Source organism: Methanomassiliicoccaceae archaeon DOK (assembly GCA_009911715.1).
In the GTDB taxonomy this organism is placed as follows: domain Archaea; phylum Thermoplasmatota; class Thermoplasmata; order Methanomassiliicoccales; family Methanomethylophilaceae; genus Methanoprimaticola.
In genome coordinates, this window is the sequence record CP047880.1 from 359,722 (window position 1) to 378,830 (window position 19,109).

Here is a 19,109-nt window from a genome sequence, read left to right on the forward strand (position 1 = left end):
GAATGTTTCTTGAGATAGACGGAGGATATTCCGGCATCAGGTTCTCTGCATGCCATTTCATACCCAGGCACGAGAAGTGCTCCAGGCTCCACGGGCACTCCTACATCGTGAGACTCAGGCTCGAGGGGGACATCGGCGAGGAGGGCATGATCATGGACTTCGTGGTCCTAAAGAAGAAGCTCAAGGAGATCATCGAGGAGCTGGACCACAAGACCCTCCTGCCCACGCTCTCCAAGGATGTGAGGCTCGATGTGACCGAGGAGTCCGTGGAGGCGGTGTCCTGCGGCAAGAGGTACGTCTTCCCCAGGATGGACGTGACGCTCCTGGACGTCCCCAACACCACCGCAGAGGAGATGGCGAAGATGATGACCCTCAGGATGGTCTCCGAGATCGAGTTCCCCGAGAACGTCAGGTCCGTCTCGGTCGGTCTCGACGAGGAGCGCGGTCAGACCGCCTGGTACACGGAGATGCTCTGATGCCGAAGGCGGTCGTTCTTCTCTCCGGTGGACTGGACTCCACCACATGCCTGGCGCAGGCCCTCGCGGACGGATGCGAGGTCACCGCGATAAGCTTCAGGTACGGCCAGAGGCACACCAAGGAGCTGACATCGGCCCAGAACGTCTGCGACCACTACAACGTCGACCATGTCGTCATCGATCTGGACCTCAGCTCGTTCAGGTCCGCGCTCACCAGGAAGGACATCGATGTCCCGATGGACCGCGAGGGCGAGCTGGATGCGAAGATCCCCGTCACATACGTCCCGGCCAGGAACATCGTGTTCCTGAGCATCGCCGCAGGCCTCTGCGAGTCCGTGGATGCGGACAGGATATACATCGGCGCCAACTCCGTGGACTTCTCCGGATACCCCGACTGCACACCCGCGTTCTACGAGGCGTTCCAGGCCATGCTCGCAGTGGGGACCAAGGCCGGGGTGGAGGGGCACCCGATCCAGATCGTCACGCCCATCCTCCACGACTCTAAGGCCGACATCGTCAGACGCGGAAAGAGGCTCGGCGCCCCGCTGCACCTCACATGGTCCTGCTACAACGGCGGCGAGAAGGCCTGCGGGCACTGCGACTCCTGCCGTCTGAGGCTACAGGGCTTCAGGGAGGCAGGGTTCAGGGACGAGATCGAGTACGAGCACGGCGAGAACCTCCTATGAGGATCTGCGAGATATTCAACTCGATCCAGGGGGAGGGCCTGACCATGGGCGCCCCCACCGTCTTCGTCAGGGCGGTCGGATGCAACCTCAGATGCAGCTGGTGCGACACAGGCTACTCCTTCGAGGGCGGCACCGAGATGACGGTCGACGAGATCCTCGACGAGGTGGGCGATGCGTTCCGCGTGTGCTTCACAGGAGGCGAGCCCATGCTCCAGCCCGACGCGGTCGAGCTCATCGGGCGTCTGGCGTCTAGAGGCATCCAGGTCGTGCTGGAGACCAACGGGTCGGTCGACCTGTCCACGGTCCCCGAGGATTCTCTCGTGCAGATAAGCATGGACTGGAAATGCCCATCGTCCGGGATGACCGGCAGGATGCTCGAGACGAACCTGGGCATCCTGTCCGGGAAGGACCAGCTGAAGCTCATCATAAAGGACCAGGGGGACCTGGACTTCGCCGTGGACTTCGTGAGGTCCCATGACATCGCCTGTCCCGTGATCTTCGGGCCCGTGGGTGGCACCGACAGGCTGGAGTGGCTGGTTCAGAGGGTCCTCGACGAGCATCTCGACGTCAGGGTCCTGCCGCAGCTCCACAAGATCATATGGGGTGACAGGAAGGGCGTCTGACCCGGAAGGTCGGATGCCATCTCCCTGTATCGGGATGTTAAAAAAGAGGGTGGCGGGGTTGACCCCGCGTTCACTGTTTGTCGGCCTGGGCCTCGAAGCTCTTCCTTCTCTGCACGCGTCTGACGTAGTCCGTCACGCACTGCTCTATCGTGCCCTCCTCGTCGTAGGACACGTCCACGCCCCCGTCCTGCAGAATCTTGATGCCGTGCATCCCGATCCCGCCAGTTATGACGGCGTCCACGTCGCCGAGTCCGACGATCGCCTTGGCGACGGCGAATCCAGCGCCCTCCGGAGAGTCGGCGTACTCGTTGACGATGACGTGGTAGTCCAACGTGTCGGAGTCCACGAGGAGGAAGTACGGGGCGTGGCCGAAGTCGTCGGCCACATAGGAGTCCAGGGACTCCCCCTCCGAGATGACGATTATCTTCATCTCAGTTCACTGTCTTGACGACCTTGTCCACGATGGACTCGAAGGCCTTCGCGGACGCAGACTCGGGGTATTTCAGGACGACGGGCATGCCGCTGTCTCCAGCGTCCACGACTCCGGGCTCGATCGGGACCTTTCCGAGGAACTGCACGTTGAGCTCCCTGGCGGCGGCCTCTCCCCCTCCGCTCTTGAAGATGTTGGTGATCTCTCCGCAGTGGGGGCAGACGAAGCCGCTCATGTTCTCGATGATTCCGATTATCGGGATGTGGGTCTCGGCGCCGAACCTCAGGGACTTCCTGCTGTCCAGCAGGGCGACGTCCTGGGGGGTGGTGACGATGATCATGCCGTCGGCCTTGGGCATGAGCTGGACGATGGACAGGGCCTCATCCCCGGTTCCGGGAGGCATGTCGACAACGAGGTAGTCGAGATATCCCCAGTTAACATCCTCGATGAACTGCTTGATGGCGCCCATCTTGACGGGTCCGCGCCACATGACAGGCGAGTCCTTGTCGGGGAGCAGGAAAGCCATGGACATGAGCTTCATGGACGGGGGGACCGTGACGGGGATGAGCTTCTCGTCGAGGACGTGCAGCTTCTCGTCCTCAACGCCGAACATCTTGGGGATGTTGGGTCCGGTGATGTCGACATCCATGATTCCCGTCTGGTAGCCCTGCATGGAGAGCATGGCCGCCAGGTTGGAGGACACGGTGCTCTTCCCTACTCCTCCCTTTCCGCTCATCACGATGATGATGTGCTTGATCTGGCTCAGGGTGTCCTGGAGTTTCGTCTCCTCCTGGATTGATTCCTCTGTAAGAAGTGGTCCTGCCATGTTAATCCTTCACGCCGTGTATGCCATGCCGTTCTTAAACTGTTTGCGGGGAACCCCCTGGGGTATCACGACTGATACCGTTCTGGGCGTTCCGGTATATATCGGCGGAACGGCATTCCCATGGCGTATATGGAATTCGAACTGATGCACAGAGACGTCCATGTGGCGGATGTGGACATAAGCGAGGTCGACGGGGACATGTTCAGGCTCAGGGAGGTGCATTCCCTGGACCACATGCCCGTGGGCACGCTCAGGGACGGAAAGGGCGACGTTCTTAACCTCGGGCGCTGGTGGGCGCGCCGCACCATCCCGGAATCCCGTTCCGGACTCAGGAGGCTTTTGGAGAAAGTCGGGCTTCCAGATGCCAGGTCACTGCTTCTCGGATCGCACGGGCTCAGTCTCTCCGACCAGTACTGGGTAAGGCCGTCTGGCTCCGACATTCTGTGGGAAGAGGTCAATTTCTTCGACAACGAGTTCAGCGAGAGTGTCGGGATGACGCTTCTGGGGAAGGAGGCCGCAGAGGGGTTCGTGGATCTGATGTCGCCCGATAACACTTCGGAGGGCAACCTTGTCAAGATGTGGCGCATAGTCGACGGCGTCCGCTGTCTCTTCAAGGGAGGTTCGGTGCCTTTCCGCCAGGAACCGTACAACGAGGTCGTGGCGACCATGATCATGGACAGGCTGGGCATAGACAACGCCGGGTACAGTCTGGGGTGGATCGACGGGGATCCGTACAGCGTCTGTCCGGATTTCGTGGACCGCGATACGGAGCTTGTCACCATGGCGTATGTGATGTATGCTTCGAGGTGGTGCGGTACCGCATACCGTACCTGCGTGAGCGCATGTTCGGAGATGGGCATAGACGTTGTTCCGTTCCTGGACAGGATGATCGTGACAGACTTCCTTCTCGCCAATGAGGACAGGCATCTCTACAATCTCGGGCTTATCCGTGACGCGGGTACCCTTGAATTCATCGGACCCGCACCGATATACGACTGTGGATCCAGTCTTGGTTACAATCAGGACGTTCCTGACATGGTCGGAACGGCTGGAACGGTATGCAAGCCGTTCGTGGAATCGTTCGAGAAGGAGCTGGACCTGGTTACGGATTTCGGGTGGGTGGACGCAGACGGCATGGATGGGGCCCTACAAGACGTCCGTGCGTTCCTGTCGGAATGCAAAGGCATCGATCTGGAACGGGCGGATGCGATGTCAGGCATAATTGAGGCGAGGATCGAGACTCTGAGGCCCAGGCTATGACGGACGTCGTGTTGGGCAGGGGATACTACTCCCGCAGCGCAGTTGATCTGGCGCCGGACATGCTGGGGAAGATTCTGTGCCGCAGGTTCGAAGACGGGACCGTGGGAAGGTTCAGGATAGTCGAGACCGAGGCGTATTTCGGCGAAGAGGACACGGCGTGCCATGCCCACCGCTGCAGCACCGGGAGGGCCAGGGTGATGTACTCGGCAGGAGGCCTGGCCTATGTGCACAGGTGCCACATGTACAATCTCCTCACGATAGTGACGGGCCCGGAGGGACACCCAGAAGGGGTCCTGATCAGGGGCGTGGAGGGGCACGACGGTCCCGGAAGAACCGGCAGGGCACTCGGCCTGGAGCTCCCCATGTACGGGTCCCCGATGTCCCCGGACTCGTTCCTGTGGCTGGAGGACGACGGTTTCCGCACCGGTTTCTCGTCTCATCCCCGCATAGGCATCCCGTACGCCTCGGAGGAGGACCGCGCCCGTCTGTGGCGCTTCAGAGCATCCGAACAATCAGAATAAATCCGATGCCATCGATTCGGGTCTCAGATGCCAGAAGCTACAGTCGGAGAGTACATGGTCCGCAACGTCCACACGGTCAGTCCGGACATGACGGTCGAGCAGGTCAGACAGGAGATAATCAATTCCAACTTCCACGGGTTCCCGATAGTCGAGAAGGGCTATCTGCTGGGCTTCGTCACCGCCAAGGAGCTTCTGCGCCACATCGACAAGCCCGATGCGAAGATCCGCACGGTCATGAAGAGGGGGACGCTCTGTGCGATCCCGTCCATGTCCGTCGACGACGCCACCCGCATCCTTTTCAGATACGGTCTCAGGAACCTGCCGGTGGTGGACGAGGACAAGAAGCTGGTCGGGATCATCTCGAACATCGACATCGTCAGGTCCCAGATCGAGAAGTCCCGTCCCGGCAAGGTCATGTCCGTCAAGAACTTCCTAGAGCAGCAGAACGGCGTGAGGATGAAGGTCGTCAACAAGGACATCCCGATCGACCAGATCATCCCCACCCAGAAGGAGGTCTACATGGACGAGCTCGTCGGACGCCAGTACGAGCTCAAGAGGGGGCTCAACGAGCCCCTCATAGTTGTGGAGAGGAGGAGCGGCTACCTGCTGGTGGACGGTCACCACAGGATCATGGCTGCCAAGAAGCTGGGGCTGAGGGAGTTCAAGGCGATCGTCCTCATCCCCAACGACCTCGACACCAAGTTCGGCCTGGAGAAGACGGCCGAGCGCTGGGGACTCCACACCCTGGACGACGTCGCCATCATAGAGGGCTCCAAGCATCCGTTCATGGAGGCCACCACGATGCTGCTCCCCAGCGAGGAGGCCAACGGCCTCAATCAGAGGCTCATGGACAGTGTGAACGGAGAGGACGTGGGCAACTGATCCTCCTGTGAAGCCGTCCCGCCCACTCTGTCGAGGGCAAGGCACCTGAGTTCAGACGAAGACCATCTGGACCAGGATCATGTAGAGCACGGTCCCCGCACCCACGCTCAGCAGGACGTTCCTCCTCCAGGCGTGAAGCCCGATGACTGCGAGGCACGCTATGAGCTCCGGCAGTCCGTACGGGTAGGCGAACACCTGCGTGCTCCTGAGGCAGTACACCACGAGCATCCCGATGACCGCCGGCGGAAGCACGGCACCTATGTACTTGACGGTGGGCGGTATCTCCCTGTCCTTCGGGAACACGATGAACGATGCCGCGCGTGTGGCGAACGTCGCGATGGCTACCGCGGCGATCATGATCAGCGAGGAGACCATGTCAAGCATCCGCCTCAACCTCCTCCCTGTTCAGCTTCTTCTTTCCCAGGAGTATCACCGCTACCATCAGGACCATGGTGGGCAGGACGAAGTTCTCTGCCCCGAACAGGGCCAGGCAGAGCACCGCGGACACCATCCCTATGAGCTCAGCCGGACGGTTGGTGCGCCTGTACCACAGCTCCATGAACATGACGATGAACAGGGCGGTCATGGCGAACTCTATGCCTGTCGAATCGAACGAGATCACCGTGAACGCGACCGACCCTATGATTGTGCCCAGGATCCAGTAGAGCTGGTTGAGCAGGGTGATCGACAGGAGGAACTTCTCCTCGTCGACATCGTCCGGCACGTCCGTGGTGCATATCAGGGAGTACGTCTCGTCGGTCATCCCGAATATGAGGTACCAGCGCTTCTTCCCGAAGCGGTTGTACCTGTCCACCAGCGAGAGGCCGTAGAAGACGTGTCTGATGTTGACCATCACCGTCAGGAACACGGCCTGGATGATCGAGACCCCGGGGACGAAGAAGTTGGTCGCGAGGTACTGTCCGGAGCCGGCGTAGACCACCACGCTCATGAGGATCGCCCACAGCACGTTGTACCCCTGGTCGGCGAACATCACGCCGAAGGCGGCGCCTATGAACAGATACCCAGCGAACACCGGAATGGTGTAGGGGAACGCCCTGGCGACAGCCTTTCTGTACTCTCCCATCGGACCCCGACCGATGCGGATGCGATGGGCTCCTCATATATTGCTTCGTCGCATTCCATGCAAGGTGCCAGCATCCCAGTGGGCGACGATAGGTAATGTACAGAGACATACATACTTTATATTAATACAAGCCTTGTCGCCGATTACATGAAGCTTAGGGAGCTCTGGGACAAATGGACGTCCATCAATCTCATCATCCGTATCGTAGCGGGGCTTCTGATTGGTATCGTCCTTGCCTTGGTGATTCCCGGTCTTGATGGAATCTCGCTTCTAGGTACGCTCTTCGTGAACGGACTGAAGTGCATCGCACCGTTTCTGGTGTTCTTCCTGATCATCGGATCCATCGCAGGGTCCGGAAGTGGTCTGGGATCCCGTTTCAAGACGGTCTTTATCCTCTACATCGGAAGCACGGTCGTCGCCGCGGTTCTCTCCGTGGTGATGTTCTACGCGTTCCCGGTCGGAGTCACAATGCCCGACGACATCGAGGCCGTCGACTCCAACAGCGACATCGGTGTGTTCTTGGTCAACCTCCTCACGGGGATGATCGGCAACCCGCTGAACGCTCTGATCGAGGGTAACTACCTGTGCATCCTGTTCTGGTCCGCATTCATCGGCGTCGTCCTCAAGGCGACGGACCTGAAGGTCGTCAAAGATGTGGCCCAGGGCATCGCGGATCTCATCACGAAGCTCGTCAGGATCATTATTGAGTTCGCTCCAATCGGAGTGCTCGGAATCGTGTACGGAATTGTGTCCGACTACGGGATGGAGGTGTTCGTCGACTACGGCGCGCTCATCATCCTCCTCGTGGTCTGCATGGCCATCGTGATGTTCATCACGAACCCCGTCATCGGCGGGCTGCTCATGCGCAAGAACCCCTACCCTCTCCTGTACAAGTGTCTCCGTGAGAGCGGAATCATGGCGTTCCTCACCAGGAGCTCCGCGGCGAACATCCCTGTCAACATGAACCTCTGCGAGAAACTGGGTCTGGACAAGGAGTTCTATTCCGTTTCGATCCCGCTCGGTGCCACGATCAACATGAACGGAGCGGCTGTGACCATCACGATCATGTCCCTGTGCGCGGCGTACACGCTGGGCGTGGACATTCCGATTGGAGCGGCCATCCTGCTGTGCATCATCTCCACCGTCGCGGCATGCGGTGCGTCCGGTGTCAGCGGAGGTTCCCTCCTGCTGATCCCCATGGCCTGTTCGCTTCTCGGCCTCCCGGCCGAGGCAGCCGACATGATGATCGGAATCGGATTCGTGATCGGAGTCATCCAGGATTCTGTCGAGACCGCACTCAACTCCTCCGCCGACGTCTTCTACACATCTGTGTCCGAGGTCGTCGAGTGCAGGAGGAAGGGTGAAGTCCCGCATTTCAACTTCTGAAAACAGGTCAGGGCGGTGGAATCCCGTCCGACCTCCTTTTTTCCATATTCGTTGTAATGCACGTAGCGAGTCGCTCGTTTTCGTAAAGGAAAAATTGTAATGCGTTTGTGGGCCCCCGGAGGGGCCCTTGTTGACCGTGACTCACTCGAGGAGCCTCATCCTGAGGTTCCTGAGATCCCTGAGGATGACCCTCTGCTCTGCGGAGGCGATGATCCTCTTGGTCTTGGCGAACGTGTCGGGGTTCAGGGAGATGCAGTCGATTCCCTGCTCCACGAGGAACTCCGTGAACTCGGGATAGACAGAGGGTCCCTGTCCGCAGATGCTCACGTGCTTGCCGTGCTCGTGGGCGACCTTGATGAGCTGCGCGATGGCTCTCTTGACCCCCTCGTTCCTCTCGTCGAAGTATCCCATGTGTCCGAGGATGTCCGAGTCCCTGTCGCTTCCCATGACCAGCTGGGTCAGGTCGTTGGACCCGATGGAGAACCAGTCGCAGTACTCGCAGAACTTGTCGGCCATGAAGATGTTGACCGGGATCTCCGCCATGAAGTAGAGCTTGAAGTCCTTGCCGCGCCTGAGCCCGACGGATTTCATCATCTCCGTGATGTCCTCCACCTCCTCGATGGTCCTGACGAACGGGAGCATCATGTTGAGGTTCTTGAGGCCCATCTCGTCCCTGACCTTCTTGATGGCCTTCAGCTCGCACATGAACGCCTCGCGGTAGCTGTCGGAGACGTATCTGGAGCACCCTCTCCATCCGATCATGGGGTTGTCCTCGTTGGGCTCGTAGTCCGCACCGCCCTTCATGTCGCGGTACTCGTTGGTCTTGAAGTCGGAGGTCCTGAGGGTGATGGGCCTGGGGTAGAACGCCCTGCAGACCTTGGCGATTCCCTCGGCGAGCTTGTCGATGAGCTCCTCGGCCCTGCCCTCCTCGATGACGGCGCAGGGGTGCTCCCCGATGTAGTTGGTGAAGAGGAACTCGCTGCGCATCAGTCCGACGCCGTCGCACTGGAGCTTGGCGATCTCCTCGGCCTTTGCGGGCATGGACATGTTGACCATGACCTTGGTCCCGGTGATGGGGACGTACTCCGCGGCCGCGACGGGTGTCGCCGCCTGGGAGCTGCCGTCGTCGGGGGAGGCCTTCTTCAGGATGCCCTTGTAGACGGTTCCGGTGGTTCCGTCGACTGTGACGTCCATGCCGTCCTTCAGGATCTCGGTGGCGTTGCCGGTACCGACGACGCAGGGGGTGCCGAGCTCCCTGGAGATGATCGCGGCGTGGCAGGTCATCCCTCCCTCGTCCGTGACGATGGCGGCGGCCCTGCTCATGGCGGGGACCATGTCGGGCATGGTCATCTGTGTGACCAGGACGTCCCCCTCCTTGACGGCGTCGAGGCTCATCGACGTGTCGTAGATGACGACCTTTCCGGTGGCGAGTCCGGGGCTGGCTCCGAGTCCGGCGGCGACGATGTCCTCGCTGTTGGCGGCCGTTCCGACGGATTCGTTGGTGGCGGAGTTCCCGGTGGCTGTGATGGGCCTGGCCTGGACGATGTACGCCTTGTCGTTCTCGACGCACCACTCCATGTCCATGGGCTTCTCGTAGTGGATCTCGATCTGCCTTCCGATCTCGGCGATCTCCTGGATGCGGTCATCGGGGATCTTCTGGGATTTCACCCTGTCCTTCGGGATGTCCTCCTTGACGACTCCTCCCTTCTCCCCGCGGACGTACTTCCAGGTCTGTGTGGAGATCCTCCTCTTCAGGATCTCCATCTTCTGCTTGTCGACCACGTACGTGTCGGGTGTGACCTCTCCGCCGACGATGGCCTCTCCGAGTCCGTATCCGGCCTCGATGACGATCTGCTTGGCCCCGCTGTTGGGGTCGACTGTGAACATGATTCCGGAGAACTCGGAGTTGACCATCCTCTGCACGACGACGGCCAGTTTGACGTCCTCGTGGGCGAAGCCCTGCTTCTCGCGGTAGGCGATCGCCCTGGCGGTGAACAGGGAGGACCAGCATTTCCTGATCTTGTCGAACAGGTCCTCCTCGTCGCGGACGTTGAGGTAGGTCTCCTGCTGTCCGGCGAAACTCGCGTCGGGCAGGTCCTCGGCCGTGGCGCTCGACCTGACAGCCACGAATCCGACCTTCCCCTTGGGGATCAGGATCCTGTACTTGGACACGATGTCCTTCTTCAGGTCCTGGGGTATGTCGCACTCCTCGAACAGCGCCCTGATCTTGTCGGATGCGGCTGCGAGGCTGTCGTCGGAGTTCCTGTCGATCCCGGCGAGCTCCTTGGCGACCTTGTCCATCAGGTTGCTGCTCTGGACGAAGTAGTCGTAGGCGGCGGTGGTGAGGACGAATGCCTCGGGGACCGGGAATCCGGCGTTGGTGAGTTCGCCGAGGTTCGCGCCTTTGCCTCCGACGATGGGTATGTCTTCCACGTGCAGTTCGTTAACATCCACGATCTTCTTATCCATGGCAATCCCTGTGAACTTGAATCGGTTTGGATAGGCCGGTAGACCTTGCTGGGCTTCTGTATAATTTCACCCCTTTTATTCTTTGGTTAGAAAAAAGAAGAGGGGAGGCGGCGCAACCGGGAGACATCCCTGCGATTTCCGTCCCCGATTCTACGAAATACGAAATTCTGCTACGAATTCCAGACATAAAAGTATGGAATCCTTTCAAAAAATGGGGATTTGGCTTCGGATGCTACAAAGAGTTTAAATGATTGTCACTATACGGAACCTCAGTGGTACCAATGCACATGGAGATTTGCTGGCATGGTAGGGGCGGACAGGGTGTCGTCACAGCGAACGAGATCCTCGCCGAGACCGCCATCGCCGCGGGAATGTACGTCAAGGCCTTCCCCGAGTTCGGACCCGAGAGGATGGGTGCGCCCATCAGGGGTTTCACCAGGATCGCCGACACACCCATCAGGGTCCACAGCCAGGTCTACGAGCCCGACGTCGTCATCATCATGGACGGCACGCTGGTCGGCAAAGTGGACGTCACCAGGGGCATCAAGAAGGACTCCGTCATCCTCGCCAACTACACGGGGACCCCCAAGGAGCTCCAGGACGCCCTCATGACGGACGTCCAGTGTCACACCCTCGATGCGAACAGGATCGCCATCGACGAGATCGGCAAGCCCATGGTCAACACCGTCATGCTCGGCGCCCTCATCAAGTGCGTCGACATCGTTCCCTACGACCAGCTCGAGGACCAGATCACGAACAAGTTCACCGGAAAGCTTTCCGACAAGGTCATCGTGAAGAACCTCTCCGCTCTCAAGAGGGGTTACAAGGAGGTGCAGTGAAATGGCATTGGCTAACATCAAGGACCTGGTCGTCGGAGGACGCATCGTCAAGGCCGGATCCTCCGAGAACTTCCCCACCGGGGACTGGAGGAGCTACGTCCCGGTCGTCGACCAGGACAAGTGCATCGACTGCTACACATGCTGGATCTACTGTCCCGACAACAGCATCGTCTTCAGGGACGACAAGATGTCCGGCATCAAGATGAGCCACTGCAAGGGCTGCGGGATCTGCGCGAAGGTCTGCCCCAAGAAGGCCATCACAATGAAGGAGGAGTGAGGATGACACACGACATCGCAATCAACGGAGACAACGCCGTCGCACTGGCGTGGAGGCAGATCGACCCCGACGTGTGCGCCGCGTACCCCATCACGCCCCAGACAATCATCGTCGAGAAGTTCGCCGAGTACGTCGCCAACGGGGAGGTCACCACGGAGTTCGTGTGCGTCGAGTCCGAGCACTCCGCACTCACGCTGTGCACCGCGTCCGCATCAGCCGGAGCCAGGACGTTCACCGCGACCGCCTCTCAGGGACTGGCCTACATGTGGGAGATGATGCCCATCACCGCGGCCATGAGGGTCCCGATCATCATGGCTGTCGCCAACAGGGCCGTGTCCGGTCCGATCAACATCAACAACGACCATGGAGACGCCATGTCCGCCCGCGACTGCGGATGGATCCAGCTGTTCTCCGAGAACGTCCAACAGGCCTACGACAACTCGATCATCGCGCCCAGGATCGCCGAGCACCACGATGTGCAGCTCCCCTGCATGGTCAACCTGGACGGATTCATCCTGTCCCACGCCATCGAGAGGATGACCATGGTCGAGACCATGGACGTCAGGGAGTTCGTCGGGGACTACGAGCCCCTGTACCCCCTGCTCGACTACAAGCATCCGGTCTCCCACGGAAACATGGATGGACCCGACTTCTACTACCCCCACAAGTACCAGTCCGTGCTCGCCATGGACAAGGCCCTGGAGGTCGCGGAGGAGGTCTTCAAGGAGTTCGCCGACATGACCGGAAGGGAGTATCACCTGGTGGACGAGTACATGTGCGACGACGCCGAGTTCGTCGCGGTCATCCTCGGATCCTCCTTCGGAACCATGAAGGAGACCGTCGACCAGCTCCGCGCCGAGGGAATCAAGGCCGGATGCGTCATGCCCCACGTGTACAGGCCGTGGCCGGAGGCCGCTCTCGCCAAGGTCCTGAAGGGCAAGAAGGCCGTGGCCGTCTTCGACAAGCACCTGAGCATCGGTGCGTACGGGCCCATGTTCCCCGAGGTGGTCACAGCCGCCGCAGACCTGGACACCATGCCGAAGATGTACAACGTCATCTACGGACTCGGAGGAGCCGACGCCACCGTCGCAGGATTCAAGAAGATGATGGAGGAGATCAACGAGGGCAAGGCCGCAAAGGTCACCTATCTGGGGGTGAAGGCATGACATCACTGTCTCTTAAGGAACTCAACAAGCTGCCCGTCAGGCTCGCCAGCGGGCACAGGCTCTGCGCCGGATGCGGCGAGTCGATCATCGTGAAGCAGATCCTGATGGGAACCGCCGACCCCGTCGCGGTCTCCCTGTCCACGGGATGCCTCGAGGTCTCGACCACCGTGTTCCCGTACACATCCTGGAACACACCCTACATCCACACCGCTTTCGGCAACGGAGCGGCAACATGCGCCGGTCTGGAGACCGCCTACGTCGCCCTGAAGAAGAAGGGCAAGATCAAGGGCGACATGAAGTTCGTGAACTTCGCCGGAGACGGTGCCACCTATGACATCGGACTCCAGGCCCTGTCCGGAGCCATGGAGAGGGGACACAGGATGATGTACGTCTGTCTCAACAACGAGGCGTACATGAACACCGGAATCCAGAGGTCGTCCGCGACCACCCTCGGAGCAAGCACCACCACCTCCTGGGCGGGATCCGTCCAGTCCGGTAAGAAGGAGTTCTCCAAGGACCTGACCGAGATCATGGTCGCCCACAACATCCCCTACGTCGCCCAGGTCTCCCCCCACAACTGGAGGGACACCGTGACCAAGGCCTCCAAGGGATTCGCCGTGGACGGCCCCAGCTTCATCAACTCGATCTCCCCCTGCCCCAGGGGATGGAGGTTCCCGTCCGACGAGACCATCAACATGGCCCGTCTGGCCGTCGAGACCTGCGTCTGGCCTCTGTTCGAGGTCGTGGACGGCAAGTACTCCCTCACAGCCGAGAGCGCCAGGATCGCCGACGGAAAGGTCGAGAAGAAGCCCGTCATGGACTGGCTCACGGCCCAGGGAAGGTTCAAGCACCTTCTCCAGGACAGGTGGGAGCCCATCGCCGAGGCCTACCAGGACGAGGTCGACAGGCGCTGGAGAAAGCTCATCAAGCTGACAGAGCTCGACTACTGACCTGGAAAACACATTTCAGCCCCTTCGGGGGCTTTCTTTTTTCATATTGAACTCGGCGCGATCATCCCGCAAGTCCGACGGAACACCGTTCCATTGGATTCCATGCAGTATCCGACAGCACACGGATCAGGCATGGTAGAATGACGTCTTCGCATCAGCCGAATTATCAGCGTGTGAAAGAACGGCCTCTCGGCCAGTAGATAGTAGAGGAAAAGTGGTTGACAGCGTGTCTGAGTTCCCGTAGGCTTGCGCACTACAGTACAGACAGATACGCGGGCGGACTTTACTGCCGGGTTCGGAATGGGACCGGGTGTGACCCCGCCGCTTTGGCCGTCATACCAAAACATAGGATAACCGAATAGTATATAATACTTTCGATTACCACGATCTCAGATGAGCATGTAGATCGCGACACCGAGGATCGCACCTATCAGCGCGGTCGAGCAGTTGTTGGTGTACTTGGACATGCGTCCCTTGTTCTCGAAGACGGCTCCAAAGACACTGTCGAGGATGTTCCCGAACACGCCCATCACGAACGGAATCAGCAGAAGCCAGTCCACGGACTCGGTGAGGACGAACCATCCCAGAATCGCTATGAGCAGGGCCGCCACGGTCGAAACCGCCGTTCCGGTCTTCGAGACGCCTCCGTTGATCCCGGGCTCCACCTTCTGGAAGTTCGTGATCATGTAGACGTTCTTGTCGCGGACCCCTATCTCGCTGGCGATCGTGTCGGCACCCGCGACCGTTATGGTGGAGACGAACATGACCGCGAACGCCGTCGGATCCAGGACGCCCACGGCATTCAGCGCCACGGCGATGCACGGCGGAAGTCCGACACCCAGGACGTTCTTCCAGGTGCGCTCCCCTTTCTGTCCCTCTTGGAGTCCCGATTCTTCCTTCTTGTTGAAGTCCTTCATCGTGGCGACGAATCCGGCGATGGTGAAGATTGTGAGAAGGAAGAAGGCGTTTATCGACGCGAACACGCCGACGAAGGCTCCGACCGCGAACGATGCCACGGCTCCGCCCTTTGTGAGGCACTGGAGCTTGTACGCCTCCACAGACAGGGCAACGGACAGCACAATCGCTGCCACTGTGAGGTAGGAGAACTCCATGGGCACCGTAATGTGCCAGTAGTAAAAAAAGGTGACACGTCCGGATGCACGGGGTCACAGGGACTCCAGCATCTCGGTCGCGTACTTTATGCAGAGGTGCTTGTCTTCCAGCGGGAAGAACATGACCTTGCCCTGCTTGTACAGGGTGGTCTCCATCCCGTTCCACTGGAACACGATCATCATCTCGTCCTGCTGGGAGATCTCGCATCCCTCGGACCTGAACTTCTCCGCGGCCTTCTCGAGGTCTATGTCCATCTCGTCGGATGACACGGCCATGAGTGCCTTCCCGCCGCAGAGGCGGGCGGTGGTGAACCTCACAGCAACGCCTCCAGCGTTATGGCGGTGCGGACCTTGAACGACTCGAGGTCCGAATCGTTCAGTATCATCACGTCGGCCAATGCGAGGACGTCGGCCAGTCCCCAGCCCATCTCCCTGCGGTCGCGGGCCTCGAACTCCTCCGGGCTGCGCGGGGCGTCGTCGCGTCCCCTCCTGACGAGGCGCTCGTAGCGGGCGGACGGCGGGGCGTATATCCCGACTATGCGGACGTCGTCGCTCAGGCCGCGGTAGGAGCGGACCTCGTCCATGCTCCTGCATCCGTCGACCAGGAAGACCTCCCCGTCCATGCGCTCGAGGGCGCGTTTGGCCCATATATCCTTGCCGAGCTCCTCGCGCTGGGCGCTCGCGAACGCGCCCACCGTCAGGTCCGTCCCGGACGAGGCGTGGTACTCCCTCACGATGTCGCCCATCCTGAGGAAGGGGACGCCCATCGACCGGGCGACCCCAAGGAGCTCCTCCTTCCCGGCGCCGGGCATCCCGGCGATCAACAGGATCCTCATTCAGATCACAGCAGGTTGTCGGAGATGTTCATCAGTATCCTGTCGCAGTAGCAGCACCTCAGCTGCGGGGGGTGCCTGCTGATGACGTTGAACTCGGGGCTGACGGGCTCGCCGCGGTTGGTGATGCAGTTGGGGTTGCTGCACCTCGCGAGGCCCACGACGTGGTCCTCGAGCCTGACGGTGAACTTCTCCGCAACGTAGAAGTCGCGGATGATGGAGATCGTCGCGTCAGGGGCGATGAGGGCGATCTTGTCGACCGTCTTGGAGTCCAGCTCCCTGTCCTCGATCTTGATGATGTCCTTCCACTCGGTGGTCTTCGCCGAGATGACGTGCATCCCGATGCTGATGGACGAGTCTATGTTGCTCTCGTTCACGCCCAGGATCTTCATGACGTTCAGCGCCTGTCCGCATGTGATGTGGTCGATCACTGTCCCGTTCCTGATGGGGGCCAGCTTGACCTCCTTGATAGTTCCCTCAGGCATCGATATCACCTCCGAGGATCTCGCAGAGGAGGGCCATCCTGACCGGCACCCCGTTGAACGCCTGCCTGAAGTACCTGGCGTGCGGCGTCGAGTCGACCTCCTGGGCGATCTCGTCCACCCTCGGCAGGGGATGCATGACGATCAGGTCGCTCTTGGCCTCCCTGAGGATGGCGTTGTCGATCCTGTACGTGCCGGCGACCTTGTTGTACTCGGTCGGGTCCGGGAACCTCTCCCTCTGGATCCTTGTCACGTAGAGGACGTCGGCCTGGTCGATGACGTCGTTCAGGTCCGCCGTCTTGGTGGGGTGGCATCCCTTCTCCTCCAGGTGGGCGATGGTGTCCTCGGGCATCTGGAGGCTCTCGGGGGCCACGAGGGTCAGCTTCGCGCCGAACATCGTGAGCGCGTCGGCCAGGGAGTGGACGGTCCTTCCGTACTTCAGGTCCCCGACCAGCACGATGTTGAGACCCTCGAGGGTGCCCTTGGCCTCCCTCATGGTGAAGAGGTCCAGCAGAGTCTGCGTGGGGTGGGATCCGGCTCCGTCCCCGGCGTTGATGACGGGGTTTATGGAGCAGTTGGCCGCGAGCCTGGCCGCTCCCTCGTAGGGGTGCCTCAGGACGATCAGGTCGCAGTATGCGTCGACCATCCTGATCGTGTCCGCCAGGGTCTCCCCCTTGGAGATGGATGTCATGGACATCTCCGACACGTCGATGACGTCGCATCCGAGCCTGTATGCGGCGCTCTCGAACGAGAGCTTGGTGCGTGTTGAGGGTTCGAAGAAGAGGTTGCCGAGAATCTTCCCGTCCAGGGCGCGTTTGGTCTTCTCGCCCATGGCGTACGGCACCATCTTCTCTGAGAGGTCCAGGATGCTTTCGATCTGGTCCTTCGTGAGGTCTCTGATGGATACAACGTCCTTGTCGTATAGGTCCATGGGGAGGTTATCCATCTCGGCGGTAATAACCGTTTGTCCACGGGGTGTCTGGCGCCGCCCTCGTACCGGGCCGGCCAATCGCAACCCTTATCAGTCGGCGGTAGGTGAGTGGTCTCATGTTGGACATCGTCGCCAGGTCCCAGAGGGGAAGGGTCTGCGAATATTCTAGGGACGGGAACGTCCTCGAGACGCCCGCAATGATCAGGTCGGAGCCGGAGGGCCCCGTGTGCATCGCCGCCGGAGAGGGCGGGAGGGTGCTGAGGCTGTTCGGTGCGGAGGTCCCGCTGGAGAGCGGACTGCTGACGACGGCGTCTTCGGGCATGGGGTCCCCGTCCGTGGTCAAGGACGGGGTCCAGGTCGTGAGGCTGCCCCTGCCGGAGGACCTGGCCATCGACGATTCCGCGGAGGTGGTCGTCGTCCCGAACGCCTACGAGCTCAGGAAGGACCCCCGCCGCATCGTGGACGTCGTGGTCAGGCTCAGGGAGGCCGCCGGGTTCGGCAGGCTGCTCTGCATGCTCGGCATCGGCGAGCCGTCCACAGTGGCGATGCTGTCCTACATGGGGGTGGACCTGTTCGACGACTCGCTCCCCAGGGCGGCAGGGCTGGAGCGCGTGCTGCTGATGCCGGAGGCCGAGGTGGCCATGGGGGACGGGGACGTCGCCGGGGCCAACGTCGACTACATGGAGGCGGAGCTCGCCAAGGTCAGGATGTTCATCAGGGCGGACAGGCTCAGGGAGCTGGCGGACCAGCGCTCGTTCTCGTCGCCTTCCAACGTCGCCCTGCTCAGGCTGTACGACCAGAACGCCTACGGATACGCCGAGGAGACGTGCTCCACCGTGGGATGCAGGTTCAGCTGCAACTCTACCCAGGCGCTCAGGCGCCCGGACCTGAAGAGGTACAGGGACCGCATGAGGGACTACCGCAAGCCGGAGCACAAGAGGATACTGCTGCTGCTCCCGTGCTCGGCCAAGAAGCCGTACCACATCTCCAAGACCCACAGGGCGTTCGCATCGGCGATCCACACCGCCCAGCACGACACCCTGGTCCACGAGGTCATCGTCACCTCCCCGCTGGGCATGGTCCCCAGGGAGCTCGACGCCTGCTACCCCGCCAACTCCTACGACATCCCCGTGACGGGGGAGTGGAAGTGCGAGGAGAGGGCGATGATCCGCGAGATGGTGGGCTCCCTCATCCAGCAGGGGTACGACAAGGTCATATGCCACCTCGGGGACGACTACGAGCTCGTCGAGGGGCTGGCCGAGATGGAATGCACGGTGGTCGGGGACCCGACGTCTCCGAAGTCCCTGGAGAACCTCGACAAGGCCCTGAGGGCCGCCGCAAAGGGGATGGAGCCCGTGGACTACCTCGTGGACAGGAACAACCTGGCCCGCGGGCTGCTGGAGTTCCAGTTCGGCAGGGACATCGCGGACCTCCTCATGGACGAGAACACCTACGCCATCGGCAAGTTCCCCTATTGGAAGTTCATAAGGGAGGACCCCGAGGACAGGAAGAAGAAGACCCAGCTCGGAATGATGACGCCCGAGAGGGGCATGGTCTCACTCACCCTGGAGGGTGCGGAGATCCTCGCAGGGGTCGGATACGCAACCGTAGAGATCATGGACTTCGAGCTGAAGGGCAACCTGTTCGCTGTCGGCGTGATCCGCGCGGATCCTCGCATACGCATCGGTGACGAGGCGATCATCGTCTGCGACGGGCAGGTCCGCGGAGTGGGTGTCGCGATGATGTGCGGACGCGAGATGACCGACCTCAAGAGGGGCATCGCGGTGAAGGTCCGTCACAAGATCAAGTCCTGAGACGTCCGGACTAGCCGGATGTTATTCGGGGGTTTTCGGAGCATAGCCAGACATCCGAATCA

At 60.7% G+C, this 19,109-nt stretch carries 22 protein-coding genes and 1 rRNA gene; 12 read left to right on the forward strand and 11 right to left on the reverse strand.

The window, feature by feature from the left end:
• Positions 1 to 2: 2 nt before the first annotated feature.
• Genes JS82_01925 through JS82_01935 form a run of 3 tightly spaced genes read left to right on the forward strand, consistent with a single transcriptional unit; the run spans position 3 to position 1,785 of the window.
• On the forward strand, positions 3 to 476 hold the full coding sequence (locus JS82_01925) for a 6-pyruvoyl tetrahydropterin synthase family protein (protein QHK16951.1): 474 nt from the start codon (positions 3 to 5) through the stop codon (positions 474 to 476).
• On the forward strand, positions 476 to 1,162 hold the full coding sequence (gene queC, locus JS82_01930) for a 7-cyano-7-deazaguanine synthase QueC (protein QHK16952.1): 687 nt from the start codon (positions 476 to 478) through the stop codon (positions 1,160 to 1,162). The genes JS82_01925 and queC overlap by 1 nt, the downstream gene beginning before the upstream one ends.
• The gene (locus JS82_01935) at positions 1,159 to 1,785 is read left to right on the forward strand and encodes a radical SAM protein (GenBank protein QHK16953.1); all 627 of its coding nucleotides are present in this window, start codon (positions 1,159 to 1,161) and stop codon (positions 1,783 to 1,785) included. Before queC ends, JS82_01935 begins: the two co-directional genes overlap by 4 nt.
• Before the next feature lie 70 nt (positions 1,786 to 1,855).
• Here the strand turns inward: JS82_01935 and JS82_01940 are convergent, their stop codons facing one another.
• Together JS82_01940 and JS82_01945 are read right to left on the reverse strand one after the other, a co-directional pair.
• Positions 1,856 to 2,215, reverse strand: a complete 360-nt coding sequence (locus JS82_01940) for a hypothetical protein (protein ID QHK16954.1) — start codon at positions 2,213 to 2,215, stop codon at positions 1,856 to 1,858.
• A gap of 1 nt (position 2,216) precedes the next feature.
• Positions 2,217 to 3,041 carry a P-loop NTPase gene (locus tag JS82_01945; protein QHK16955.1) on the reverse strand — a complete coding sequence of 275 codons (825 nt, stop codon included), beginning with the start codon at positions 3,039 to 3,041 and terminating at the stop codon, positions 2,217 to 2,219.
• A 129-nt stretch (positions 3,042 to 3,170) separates the two neighbouring features.
• Here JS82_01945 and JS82_01950 point away from each other — a divergent pair, with 129 nt between their 5' ends.
• The 3 genes from JS82_01950 to JS82_01960 are packed head-to-tail and all read left to right on the forward strand — an operon-like array spanning position 3,171 to position 5,704.
• Entirely contained in the window at positions 3,171 to 4,301 is a 1,131-nt protein-coding gene (locus tag JS82_01950; protein QHK16956.1) for an excisionase, read from the forward strand.
• Complete coding sequence (locus tag JS82_01955; GenBank protein ID QHK16957.1) at positions 4,298 to 4,822, forward strand: DNA-3-methyladenine glycosylase; 525 nt, start codon at positions 4,298 to 4,300, stop codon at positions 4,820 to 4,822. The genes JS82_01950 and JS82_01955 overlap by 4 nt, the downstream gene beginning before the upstream one ends.
• Before the next feature lie 27 nt (positions 4,823 to 4,849).
• A complete protein-coding gene (locus tag JS82_01960) occupies positions 4,850 to 5,704 on the forward strand; it encodes a CBS domain-containing protein (GenBank protein QHK16958.1) in 855 nt (284 codons plus the stop codon).
• Between the two features lie 51 nt (positions 5,705 to 5,755).
• Here the strand turns inward: JS82_01960 and JS82_01965 are convergent, their stop codons facing one another.
• Positions 5,756 to 6,088, reverse strand: a complete 333-nt coding sequence (locus JS82_01965; GenBank protein QHK16959.1) for a branched-chain amino acid transporter AzlD — start codon at positions 6,086 to 6,088, stop codon at positions 5,756 to 5,758.
• On the reverse strand, positions 6,081 to 6,788 hold the full coding sequence (locus JS82_01970; protein ID QHK16960.1) for a branched-chain amino acid ABC transporter permease: 708 nt from the start codon (positions 6,786 to 6,788) through the stop codon (positions 6,081 to 6,083). The genes JS82_01965 and JS82_01970 overlap by 8 nt, the downstream gene beginning before the upstream one ends.
• A 147-nt stretch (positions 6,789 to 6,935) precedes the next feature.
• Between JS82_01970 and sstT the strand changes: the two genes are divergently transcribed.
• The gene (gene sstT, locus JS82_01975) at positions 6,936 to 8,174 is read left to right on the forward strand and encodes a serine/threonine transporter SstT (protein ID QHK16961.1); all 1,239 of its coding nucleotides are present in this window, start codon (positions 6,936 to 6,938) and stop codon (positions 8,172 to 8,174) included.
• A gap of 141 nt (positions 8,175 to 8,315) precedes the next feature.
• Here sstT and ppsA read toward each other — a convergent pair whose 3' ends face one another.
• Positions 8,316 to 10,643, reverse strand: a complete 2,328-nt coding sequence (ppsA, locus tag JS82_01980) for a phosphoenolpyruvate synthase (protein ID QHK16962.1) — start codon at positions 10,641 to 10,643, stop codon at positions 8,316 to 8,318.
• Between the two features lie 281 nt (positions 10,644 to 10,924).
• Here ppsA and JS82_01985 point away from each other — a divergent pair, with 281 nt between their 5' ends.
• From JS82_01985 to JS82_02000, 4 genes are read left to right on the forward strand one after another with little or no spacing between them, the layout of a single operon-like run.
• On the forward strand, positions 10,925 to 11,482 hold the full coding sequence (locus JS82_01985; GenBank protein QHK16963.1) for a pyruvate synthase: 558 nt from the start codon (positions 10,925 to 10,927) through the stop codon (positions 11,480 to 11,482).
• A 1-nt stretch (position 11,483) separates the two neighbouring features.
• Positions 11,484 to 11,759, forward strand: coding sequence for a 4Fe-4S dicluster domain-containing protein (locus tag JS82_01990; protein ID QHK16964.1), 276 nt, complete (start codon positions 11,484 to 11,486; stop codon positions 11,757 to 11,759).
• Positions 11,760 to 11,761: 2 nt separating this feature from the next.
• Positions 11,762 to 12,925, forward strand: coding sequence for a pyruvate ferredoxin oxidoreductase (gene porA / locus JS82_01995; GenBank protein QHK16965.1), 1,164 nt, complete (start codon positions 11,762 to 11,764; stop codon positions 12,923 to 12,925).
• Positions 12,922 to 13,875 carry a pyruvate ferredoxin oxidoreductase gene (locus JS82_02000; protein QHK16966.1) on the forward strand — a complete coding sequence of 318 codons (954 nt, stop codon included), beginning with the start codon at positions 12,922 to 12,924 and terminating at the stop codon, positions 13,873 to 13,875. The genes porA and JS82_02000 overlap by 4 nt, the downstream gene beginning before the upstream one ends.
• A gap of 216 nt (positions 13,876 to 14,091) precedes the next feature.
• Here JS82_02000 and rrf read toward each other — a convergent pair.
• From rrf to pyrB, 6 genes are all read right to left on the reverse strand, one after another.
• Positions 14,092 to 14,213: ribosomal RNA gene (rrf, locus tag JS82_02005) — 5S ribosomal RNA — on the reverse strand.
• A 51-nt stretch (positions 14,214 to 14,264) separates the two neighbouring features.
• The gene (locus JS82_02010; protein ID QHK16967.1) at positions 14,265 to 14,987 is read right to left on the reverse strand and encodes a DUF92 domain-containing protein; all 723 of its coding nucleotides are present in this window, start codon (positions 14,985 to 14,987) and stop codon (positions 14,265 to 14,267) included.
• Positions 14,988 to 15,041: 54 nt separating this feature from the next.
• On the reverse strand, positions 15,042 to 15,305 hold the full coding sequence (locus tag JS82_02015; GenBank protein ID QHK16968.1) for a hypothetical protein: 264 nt from the start codon (positions 15,303 to 15,305) through the stop codon (positions 15,042 to 15,044).
• Positions 15,302 to 15,823 (reverse strand): AAA family ATPase, encoded by a 522-nt coding sequence (locus tag JS82_02020; GenBank protein QHK16969.1) that lies wholly within the window; start codon positions 15,821 to 15,823, stop codon positions 15,302 to 15,304. Before JS82_02020 ends, JS82_02015 begins: the two co-directional genes overlap by 4 nt.
• A 5-nt stretch (positions 15,824 to 15,828) precedes the next feature.
• Positions 15,829 to 16,305, reverse strand: coding sequence for an aspartate carbamoyltransferase regulatory subunit (locus JS82_02025; protein ID QHK16970.1), 477 nt, complete (start codon positions 16,303 to 16,305; stop codon positions 15,829 to 15,831).
• Positions 16,298 to 17,233, reverse strand: a complete 936-nt coding sequence (gene pyrB / locus JS82_02030) for an aspartate carbamoyltransferase (GenBank protein ID QHK16971.1) — start codon at positions 17,231 to 17,233, stop codon at positions 16,298 to 16,300. The genes JS82_02025 and pyrB overlap by 8 nt, the downstream gene beginning before the upstream one ends.
• A 116-nt stretch (positions 17,234 to 17,349) precedes the next feature.
• On the opposite strand from pyrB, the gene JS82_02035 reads away from it, so the two are divergent.
• The gene (locus tag JS82_02035; GenBank protein QHK16972.1) at positions 17,350 to 19,047 is read left to right on the forward strand and encodes a queuine tRNA-ribosyltransferase containing PUA domain protein; all 1,698 of its coding nucleotides are present in this window, start codon (positions 17,350 to 17,352) and stop codon (positions 19,045 to 19,047) included.
• The last annotated feature ends 62 nt before the right edge of the window (positions 19,048 to 19,109 follow it).

Coding starts and splice junctions, on each gene's coding strand:
- JS82_01925 (QHK16951.1), top strand. CDS start 3: ATGTTTCTTGAGATAGACGGAGGATATTCCGGCATCAGGTTCTCTGCA.
- queC (QHK16952.1), top strand. CDS start 476: ATGCCGAAGGCGGTCGTTCTTCTCTCCGGTGGACTGGACTCCACCACA.
- JS82_01935 (QHK16953.1), top strand. CDS start 1,159: ATGAGGATCTGCGAGATATTCAACTCGATCCAGGGGGAGGGCCTGACC.
- JS82_01940 (QHK16954.1), bottom strand. CDS start 2,215: ATGAAGATAATCGTCATCTCGGAGGGGGAGTCCCTGGACTCCTATGTG.
- JS82_01945 (QHK16955.1), bottom strand. CDS start 3,041: ATGGCAGGACCACTTCTTACAGAGGAATCAATCCAGGAGGAGACGAAA.
- JS82_01950 (QHK16956.1), top strand. CDS start 3,171: ATGGAATTCGAACTGATGCACAGAGACGTCCATGTGGCGGATGTGGAC.
- JS82_01955 (QHK16957.1), top strand. CDS start 4,298: ATGACGGACGTCGTGTTGGGCAGGGGATACTACTCCCGCAGCGCAGTT.
- JS82_01960 (QHK16958.1), top strand. CDS start 4,850: ATGCCAGAAGCTACAGTCGGAGAGTACATGGTCCGCAACGTCCACACG.
- JS82_01965 (QHK16959.1), bottom strand. CDS start 6,088: ATGCTTGACATGGTCTCCTCGCTGATCATGATCGCCGCGGTAGCCATC.
- JS82_01970 (QHK16960.1), bottom strand. CDS start 6,788: ATGGGAGAGTACAGAAAGGCTGTCGCCAGGGCGTTCCCCTACACCATT.
- sstT (QHK16961.1), top strand. CDS start 6,936: ATGAAGCTTAGGGAGCTCTGGGACAAATGGACGTCCATCAATCTCATC.
- ppsA (QHK16962.1), bottom strand. CDS start 10,643: ATGGATAAGAAGATCGTGGATGTTAACGAACTGCACGTGGAAGACATA.
- JS82_01985 (QHK16963.1), top strand. CDS start 10,925: ATGCACATGGAGATTTGCTGGCATGGTAGGGGCGGACAGGGTGTCGTC.
- JS82_01990 (QHK16964.1), top strand. CDS start 11,484: ATGGCATTGGCTAACATCAAGGACCTGGTCGTCGGAGGACGCATCGTC.
- porA (QHK16965.1), top strand. CDS start 11,762: ATGACACACGACATCGCAATCAACGGAGACAACGCCGTCGCACTGGCG.
- JS82_02000 (QHK16966.1), top strand. CDS start 12,922: ATGACATCACTGTCTCTTAAGGAACTCAACAAGCTGCCCGTCAGGCTC.
- JS82_02010 (QHK16967.1), bottom strand. CDS start 14,987: ATGGAGTTCTCCTACCTCACAGTGGCAGCGATTGTGCTGTCCGTTGCC.
- JS82_02020 (QHK16969.1), bottom strand. CDS start 15,823: ATGAGGATCCTGTTGATCGCCGGGATGCCCGGCGCCGGGAAGGAGGAG.
- JS82_02025 (QHK16970.1), bottom strand. CDS start 16,305: ATGCCTGAGGGAACTATCAAGGAGGTCAAGCTGGCCCCCATCAGGAAC.
- pyrB (QHK16971.1), bottom strand. CDS start 17,233: ATGGACCTATACGACAAGGACGTTGTATCCATCAGAGACCTCACGAAG.
- JS82_02035 (QHK16972.1), top strand. CDS start 17,350: ATGTTGGACATCGTCGCCAGGTCCCAGAGGGGAAGGGTCTGCGAATAT.